The sequence below is a fragment of the Thalassolituus sp. UBA6592 genome (genome assembly GCF_002433655.1).
Lineage (GTDB): Bacteria > Pseudomonadota > Gammaproteobacteria > Pseudomonadales > Oceanobacteraceae > Venatoribacter.
The window spans coordinates 1-8,311 of the sequence record NZ_DJIO01000012.1 but is presented as its reverse complement, the minus strand read 5'-3'; the positions used below and the strand labels follow the sequence as shown (position 1 = coordinate 8,311).

Here is an 8,311-nt window from a genome sequence, read left to right as displayed (position 1 = left end):
CACCCATGATGGCGCAGTTCACGGTAATCAGTGGCAGGAACACACCCAGCGCGTTGTACAGAGAAGGAACGTACTTATCGAGTACCATTTCCATGATCTGTACGATCGCCGCGATCACACCGATGTAGGTCAGCAGACCGAGGAAGCTCAGATCCACAGCAGAAAAATCTTCGCTGATCCAGGTCAGAGCGCCTTCCTTCAGAAGGTAGGTATAAATCAGGTTGTTGGCCGGTACGGTGATAGTCTGTACCACAACAACCGCAATACCCAGACCAATTGCCGTCTGAATCTTCTTGGAAATCGCCAGGAAGGTACACATCCCCAGGAAGAACGCCAGCGCCATGTTTTCAACGAACACGGCCTTAACAAACAGACTGATGTAATGTTCCATTAGTGGCCTCCGGAGTTTTCAGTGTTTGGCAGAATCTTGAATTCTGCTTTTTCATTCAGGTCTTTACGTACAGTACGCAGTACCCAGATGAAACCACCGATAATGAAGAACGCCGATGGCGGCAGCAGCAGCAGACCGTTGGACTGATACCAGCCACCGTTCTGAATCAGCGGCAGGATTTCAAAGCCAAACAGGCTGCCGGAACCGAACAGTTCACGCACAAACCCTACAGTCAGCAGAACCACAGAGTAACCGAGGCCGTTACCGATACCGTCGAAGAAGCTCAGTACAGGACCATTCTTCATAGCGAAGGCTTCTGCACGACCCATTACGATACAGTTGGTAATGATCAGACCAACGAACACCGACAACTGCTTGCTGATGTCGTAGGCATAGGCTTTCAGAATCTGATCCACCACGATTACCAGCGAAGCAATAATGATCATCTGCACGATGATCCGGATATTGTTCGGAATGTGGTTACGGATCAGAGCGATACCCAGGTTTGAAAACGCGGTTACCGACGTCAGTGCGATACACATAACGATGGTTACGTTCAGACTGGTGGTTACCGCCAGAGCCGAACAGATACCCAGAATCTGAACCGCAATCGGGTTTTTACTGAATAACGGTTCGGTAAGAACTTTTTTCAATTCAGACATAATCAGGCCCCCTGTTCTTGCAAGTGAGTCAGGAATTTACCGAAGCCATACTGACCAACCCAGAATTTCACCAGGTTATCGACACCACGGCTGGTCAGAGTTGCACCAGACAGTGCATCAACCTGATTCAGGTTACCCGGCTCAGCGCCACCTTTAACCACGGAGATCGCCAGATCACCGTCGCTGTCATGCAGCTTTTTACCGTTCCACTTGGCTTTCCAGACAGGGTTATCAACTTCACCACCCAGTCCTGGTGTTTCAGCATGGGAGTAAAAACCCAGACCGATGATGGTTTCCATATCGCCTTCCAGTGCGAGGAAGCCGTACAGAGTGGACCACAGACCGTAACCGTGTACCGGCAGGATCATTTTTTCCACTTCACCGTCTTTCTCGATCATATAAACCGGTGCGAATTCCGCCTGACGCTTAATGCTGGCGATGTCCTTTTCCGGATCCAGAGCTACAGAAATACCGGTAGTCTTGGAAGCTTTACGCTGATCGTAGTTTTGTGGGTCCAGACCTGCAGCTTTGATTTCAGCCAGTTCTTCGTCAGTCGCGTAACGACCCTCTTCCAAATTCACAATGCGGGTTGTGATCTGTTTGAACTGTTCATCAATGCTCACTCCTGACTGCAGAATACCTGCTGCGGCCAGAATGTTCTGTCTCATATCTTTTGCCTTGTTGGCCTGCTGCATCGGCTTCAGTGATACCGCGGCACCGGCCACGATCACAGAACACACCAGACACAGGAGAATGGCAACCAACAGGGTTTTCTGAATGCTGTCGTTATTCGCTGACACGTGCAACCCTCCGTTTGATGTTTGCCTGAACGACGAAATGGTCAATCAGAGGCGCAAACAGGTTGGCAAACAGAATGGCGAGCATCATGCCTTCCGGGAACGCAGGGTTCACAACACGGATCATAATCACCATAAAGCCAATCAGAGCACCGAAGAACCACTTACCTTTGTTGGTCATGGACGCAGATACAGGATCGGTTGCCATAAAGATCATACCGAAGGCAAAACCACCCAGCACCAGATGCCAGTACCATGGCAGCGCAAACATCGGATTGGTATCAGAACCAACCGCGTTCAGCAGCAGCGTGGTCACCACCATACCGATCATCACACCGGCGACGATACGGAAGGAAGCAATACCCATGGTCAGCAGTACAGCACCGCCAATCAGGATCGCCAGAGTACTGGTTTCACCCATTGAGCCCTGAATCGTACCGAAGAAAGCATCGGCCCAGGTCACACCATTGCTGATGATGCTGTCCACACCGCCTTCTGCAGCGTTACCCAGTGCAGTTGCCCCAGTGAAACCATCAGCCGCTGTCCAGACCGCGTTACCGGACATATCCGCAGGGTAAGCAAAGAACAGGAAAGCACGGCCAGTCAGTGCCGGGTTCAGGAAGTTCTTACCGGTACCACCGAAGATTTCCTTACCGATCACCACACCGAACGTAATACCCAGGGCAACCTGCCACAGAGGAATCGTTGGTGGCAGAATCAGTGCAAACAGAATGGAAGTTACGAAGAAGCCTTCGTTCACTTCGTGTTTACGGATAGTGGCAAACAGCACTTCCCAGAAACCACCAACGATAAAGGTAGTGGCATACACAGGAAGGAAGTAAGCAGCACCAAAAGTGAAGTTATCCCAGAAACTGGCAACATCGTGACCACTGCCGCCCAGCAGAGCGATCAGTACTTCACGCCAGCCTTCGATTGGCATACCGGCACCGGCAGCAATCGCACCATTCGCCTGCAGACCAATGTTGTACATACCGAAGAACATCGCCGGGAATGTACACAGCCACACAGTGATCATAATACGCTTGAGGTCGATACCATCACGTACGTGTGCCGTATTGTTGGTCACACTGGATGGACGGAACAGACCTGTATCAACTGCTTCATACAGCGGATACATTTTTTCGTATTTGCCGCCCTTCTCAAACGCAGGCGCCATCTTATCGAGCATGTTACGCAAGCCCATGATTAACCCTCCGCCTGAATTCGGGTGAGATTTTTACGCAGGATCGGGCCGTACTCGTACTTGCCCGGACAAACGAAGCTGCACAGAGCCAGGTCTTCTTCGTCCAGTTCCAGCGCGCCAAGACTGATCGCCGATTCCATATCTTCCACAATCAGAGCACGCAGCAGCTGAGTTGGCAGAATATCGAGTGGCATGATCTTCTCGTAAGCACCCACAGGCACCATGGCACGTTCACTGCCATTGGTGGTTGAGGTAAAGGCAAAGCGTTTGCCCAGCAGTTTCGACAGATACAACGGCATCACGGAGAAATTGTTCACACCGGCACGCAGATAGTGCAGGAGTGGACGATCACGGCCTTCCAGGATAACGGAGATCTGATCGTGGAAACGACCAACAAATGCCAGTTCACCAGCGGCTGTACGGCCACCGAAGACGGAGCCTGAAATCATACGGTTCTCGCCGTCTTTCAGCCCCCCCGCAGTCAGTTGAGCCAGATCCGCACCGATACGGGTACGTACCAGACGTGGCTGCATAACCTGAGGACCCGCCAGAGAGATCACACGGTCGGTATACAGCTTACCAGTAGTAAACAATTGACCGACGGCAATGACATCCTGATAGCCCACAGTCCATACTGTGCGCTGTTCGCTGACAGGGTACAGGTAGTGAATATGAGTACCTGACAGGCCTGCCGGATGCGGGCCGGAGAACTCTTCAGTGGTCTCAACACCGGCAGACGGAATGTCAGCACCAGGTGCTTTGCACACGAACAGTTTGCCTTCCGTCAGCTTTTTCAGAACGGTCAGCCCCTGCTTGAATGCAGCAGCCTGTTCTTTGATTACCAGCTGAGGATCGCCTGCCAGAGGATTGGTATCCATGGCATTAACGAAGATCGCCTGTGGACGTGAACCAAGCTCAGGGACGCGGGAGAAAGGACGGGTGCGCAGTGCAGTCCACAGACCGGAAGCAACCAGATTGTCCTGAATCTCGTCAGCAGACAGAGATGTCAGCTGTTCGGGCGTATAACTCTTGAATGTTTCTTCTTCATCACCATCCAGTTCGATTACTATCGACAGGAATACGCGACGCTCACCGCGGTTGATGGCTTTTACCACACCCGCGCCTGGAGAAGTGTATTGCACACCTTCCGTTTTTTTGTCGGTGAATAACACCTGGCCTTTCTTGACTCGATCACCTTCCTGCACAGCCATCGTTGGCTTCATGCCAACATAGTCCGGACCCAGTACAGCAACTTGCGTTACCGCTGGCCCATCCGTAATGACTTGTTCAGGATTTCCGGTGATTGGTAAGTCGAGACCCTTTCTGATATCGATCATACGCCTCGCCTAATCACAGTTGTTCCGCGTGCTGCACCAGCGCAAAAAGACAGCACACAGCCTCCCCACATCAATGTCAGGCTGTGCTGTGCGAATATCTTTTTGTTCTGAAAACAGGCACTTGGACCCATTTCCCAAGTTAAAAATCGCGCTAAGTATAATGACCGGCAGCCGATTAATCCACAGGACTTCCGACCAATTCCTAATACAGAGAAGTCTAATCACCCTGATCACGGCATCATTGTGCAAAGTTTAGTCAAAATGTCATAAAGCGCACATAAACCGGATTCAGGGTAAAAAAAAACCGCTGCAGAGCAGCGGTTTTTATATCAGCCTACTTTAGGGAAAGTAGGATATTCAACCCCACAAACCTGTTGCGCAATACGCACAACCTGACGGCTGTAGCCATATTCGTTATCGTACCAGACGTACAGATTCACGTGACTGCCATTCACAATAGTGGCCTGGGCATCAACGATACCGGCGTGGCTGTTACCAACAAAGTCAGTAGAAACCACTTCCGGAGAGTTCACCCAGTCGATCTGCTTTTGTACCGCTGAATGAAGAGACTGTTCGCGCAGGTAGTTGTTTACCTCTTCAACAGATGTCTCTTTTTTCAGGTTCAGCGACAGGATCGCCATCGACACGTTTGGTGTCGGAACTCGGATCGCGTTACCGGTCAGCAGGCCTTTCAGTTCAGGCAGTGCTTTGGCAACCGCTTTCGCTGCGCCAGTTTCAGTAATAACCATGTTCAGCGGCGCAGAACGACCACGACGGTCACCCTTGTGGTAGTTGTCGATCAGGTTCTGGTCGTTGGTATAAGAGTGAACAGTTTCAACGTGACCGTTATTAATGCCGAACTGATCATTCATTACTTTCAGGACCGGAGTAATGGCGTTGGTGGTACAGGAAGCAGCAGACAGGATCTTGTCAGATGCTTCGATATCACCGTTGTTGATACCGTACACGATATTTTTCAGATCGCCTTTGCCTGGTGCAGTCAGCAACACACGGGCAGTACCTTTGGCCTGCAGGTGCTGAGCCAGACCATCTTCATCACGCCATACACCAGTATTATCAATCACCAGAGCATTATTGATGCCGTATTCCGTGTAATCGATAGCCGCCGGGTCGTTAGCGTAGATGATTTTGATGTAGTTACCGTTGGCGATAATCGCTTCGTTTTCTGCATCAACGGTCAGAGTGCCGCGGAAAGTACCGTGCACAGAATCACGACGCAGCAGTGAAGCACGTTTCACCAGGTCATCACCTTTACCGCGGCGAACGACGATGGCACGCAGACGCAGGGAACCGGAACCGGCTTTTTCAATCAGGATACGCGCCAGCAGACGACCGATACGGCCAAAACCGTACAGTACTACGTCGCGGTTTTCGTTTTCTTCTGCAGGCTGTGCAGTCACTTCTGAAAGCTCATCCGCCAGGAAAGCCTGCAGATCGCGGCCATTGCCTTCTGCGCGGAATTTAACCGCCAGCTTGCCCAGATCGATATGCGCACGGCATACGTCCATTTCGCTAAGCGCGTTCAGGATAGGGAAAGTGTCGTGTACAGACAGCTCCTGTTTCTCCATATGACGCACAAAGCGGTGCGCCTTCAGGATTTCAATTACAGAGCGGTTGATAACAGGACGGCCGTAAATAGAAGTCACGATGTTCTTGTGACGGTACAGCTGACCAATCACAGGGATCATTGATTCAGCGATGGCTTCACGGTCCATCCAGTCCTGCAAACAGGCTTCGCGCATGTCTTGGCTCACGGGTTCACCTTCCGTTTTATTCAGTAAAAATAATGGGCAAATTTCGGGCGCATATTATGCCCAGATGTAAAACAATTAACAAACAAATTGAACAAAGTGTGGCGGTCATTTCTGCCCTGATTCTGCCCGGGCGGCTGACAACAGGCGTTTCTATGCGCCTGCCCTTCCGCTAAACTGGCGGCCGCTTAAGATGATGCCGTTATTGCAGGAGTACACATGGCCAGCCCTTTTTCCCCGGAAATCCCGACCAAAGCCGCTGAACGGCGCTTCTGGGGAAATCTGAGCGGAGCCTCGCAGGCTCTTTCCATTGCCAGCGCTGCGGCAGGCCATAAAGGCCTGACCCTGGTGATCTGTGCCGACCCGGCCAGTGCCCTGCGCCTGCAGGAAGAAATCCGCTTCTTCGCCGAAGACTTACCTGTGCTGCACTTCCCCGACTGGGAAATCCTGCCTTACGATGTGTTTTCTCCGCATCAGGACATTGTCTCGCAACGTATCGCCACCCTGAGCAGACTGCAGGATATTCAGCACGGCATTCTGATTCTGCCGGTCTCCACCCTGCTGCACCGCCTGCCTCCGGCCAGCTTCTATCAGGGCCAGACTTTCGCCCTTGATATCGGCCAGAACTTTGCTGTCGACAACACCCGCATTCAGCTCGAATCCGCTGGCTACCATTGTGTCGATACCGTATACGAACACGGTGAATTCGCCGTGCGCGGTTCCATTGTTGATATCTTCCCAATGGGTCACGACACGCCGTTCCGCATCGAGCTGTTCGACGATGAAATCGAAACCCTGCGTACCTTTGATCCGGAAAGCCAGCGCACCCTGGAAAAAGTCGACAACATCCGCATCCTGCCGGCACGCGAATTCCCGCTCAACACCAGCGCCATCCGCACCTTTAAATCACGCTGGTTTGATTTCTTTGATCAGGACCCGAAAGCCTGCCCGGTGTTCACTGATGTCAGTGGCGGCATTGCACCGGCCGGTATTGAGTACTACCTGCCGCTGTTTTTTGCCGAAGACCTCGGCAGCCTATTTGATCACCTGCCGCGCAATACCCTGATTGTCCACGATGGCCGCACCGAAGAAGCTGCAGAGCAGTTCCGCAAAGATGCCGAGCAGCGCTACGAAAGCCGCCGTTACGACCGTATGCGCCCGATTCTGCCGCCAGCCCAGCTGTTTCTCGCCACCGATCAGCTGTTTGGCCGCATGAATGAACATCCGCGCATTCAATGGCAGGCCGATGCCCCGCCTGAGCGTGCCGGCGCGGTCAGCTACGCAGTCAGTCAGCTGCCGGACATCAGTATCGATTCCCGTCTGGAACAGCCGCTGCAACGCGTACAAAGCTGGCTGCAAAGCAATGCGCAGCTGCGGGTTCTGTTCTGCGCCGAATCCGCTGGCCGCCGCGAAGCCCTGCGCGAGCTGTTGGGCCGCATCAGTGTGCGCCCACAGGAGTACGATGACTGGAACAGCTTTGTTAAGGCAGATCAGACCCCGGGCCTGATCGTTGGCCCTCTGGACGACAGCGTTCTGCTCGACGATGACGGCATTGCCATCGTCACCGAAAACCAGCTGTTTGGTCAGCGTATCCGCCAGACCCGCCGCCGCGACAAGCAGAAAACCAATCCGGATATGATGATCCGCGATCTGTCGGAGCTGCAGGAAGGGTCACCTGTAGTGCATCTGGATCATGGCGTCGGCCGCTACATGGGCCTGCAGACGCTGGAAGCCGGCGGTGAAGTGAACGAATTTCTGGTGCTCGAATACCAGGGCAACGCCAAACTCTATGTGCCTGTCTCTGCCCTGCATCTGATTTCCCGCTACGGCGGTAATGAGGAAGGTGCGGCACCAATCAGTAAACTGGGCACCGATAAATGGGCGCAGGCCAAACGCAAAGCAGCAGAGAAAATCCGCGACAGCGCTGCCGAGCTGCTGGATATCTACGCCCGCCGCGAAGCGCGCAAAGGCTTTGCTTTTGACAAGCCGGACGAAGACTACGAACGCTTTGCCGCCGGCTTCCCTTACGAAGAAACCCCGGATCAGCAGGCAGCCATTGATGCCGTGATCGAAGACATGTGCTCGCCGCGGCCGATGGATCGTCTGGTGTGTGGCGACGTTGGCTTCGGTAAAACCGAAGTTGCCATG

The 8,311-nt window shown here is 52.9% G+C and carries 7 protein-coding genes; 1 reads left to right on the top strand and 6 read right to left on the bottom strand.

Annotation, left to right across the window (positions count from 1 at the left end):
• The 6 genes from B2Z72_RS01095 to B2Z72_RS01070 all read right to left on the bottom strand — a co-directional run.
• On the bottom strand, positions 1–391 hold a 391-nt coding region (locus B2Z72_RS01095; protein WP_297004010.1), incomplete at its 3' end, for an NADH:ubiquinone reductase (Na(+)-transporting) subunit E.
• Complete coding sequence (locus B2Z72_RS01090; RefSeq protein WP_296982978.1) at positions 391–1,053, bottom strand: NADH:ubiquinone reductase (Na(+)-transporting) subunit D; 663 nt, start codon at positions 1,051–1,053, stop codon at positions 391–393. The genes B2Z72_RS01095 and B2Z72_RS01090, both read right to left, overlap by 1 nt.
• Before the next feature lie 2 nt (positions 1,054–1,055).
• A complete protein-coding gene (locus B2Z72_RS01085; RefSeq protein WP_296982977.1) occupies positions 1,056–1,853 on the bottom strand; it encodes a Na(+)-translocating NADH-quinone reductase subunit C in 798 nt (265 codons plus the stop codon).
• Positions 1,840–3,054, bottom strand: a complete 1,215-nt coding sequence (locus B2Z72_RS01080; RefSeq protein WP_296982976.1) for an NADH:ubiquinone reductase (Na(+)-transporting) subunit B — start codon at positions 3,052–3,054, stop codon at positions 1,840–1,842. Before B2Z72_RS01080 ends, B2Z72_RS01085 begins: the two co-directional genes overlap by 14 nt.
• A gap of 2 nt (positions 3,055–3,056) precedes the next feature.
• Positions 3,057–4,391, bottom strand: coding sequence for a Na(+)-translocating NADH-quinone reductase subunit A (locus tag B2Z72_RS01075; RefSeq protein WP_296982975.1), 1,335 nt, complete (start codon positions 4,389–4,391; stop codon positions 3,057–3,059).
• Positions 4,392–4,720: 329 nt separating this feature from the next.
• Entirely contained in the window at positions 4,721–6,166 is a 1,446-nt protein-coding gene (locus B2Z72_RS01070) for a glyceraldehyde-3-phosphate dehydrogenase (RefSeq protein WP_296982974.1), read from the bottom strand.
• Positions 6,167–6,382: 216 nt separating this feature from the next.
• On the opposite strand from B2Z72_RS01070, the gene B2Z72_RS01065 reads away from it, so the two are divergent.
• The coding region (locus B2Z72_RS01065) for a CarD family transcriptional regulator (RefSeq protein WP_297004008.1) at positions 6,383–8,311 on the top strand (1,929 nt) is incomplete at its 3' end.

Coding starts and splice junctions, on each gene's coding strand:
- B2Z72_RS01090 (WP_296982978.1), bottom strand. CDS start 1,053: ATGTCTGAATTGAAAAAAGTTCTTACCGAACCGTTATTCAGTAAAAAC.
- B2Z72_RS01080 (WP_296982976.1), bottom strand. CDS start 3,054: ATGGGCTTGCGTAACATGCTCGATAAGATGGCGCCTGCGTTTGAGAAG.
- B2Z72_RS01075 (WP_296982975.1), bottom strand. CDS start 4,391: ATGATCGATATCAGAAAGGGTCTCGACTTACCAATCACCGGAAATCCT.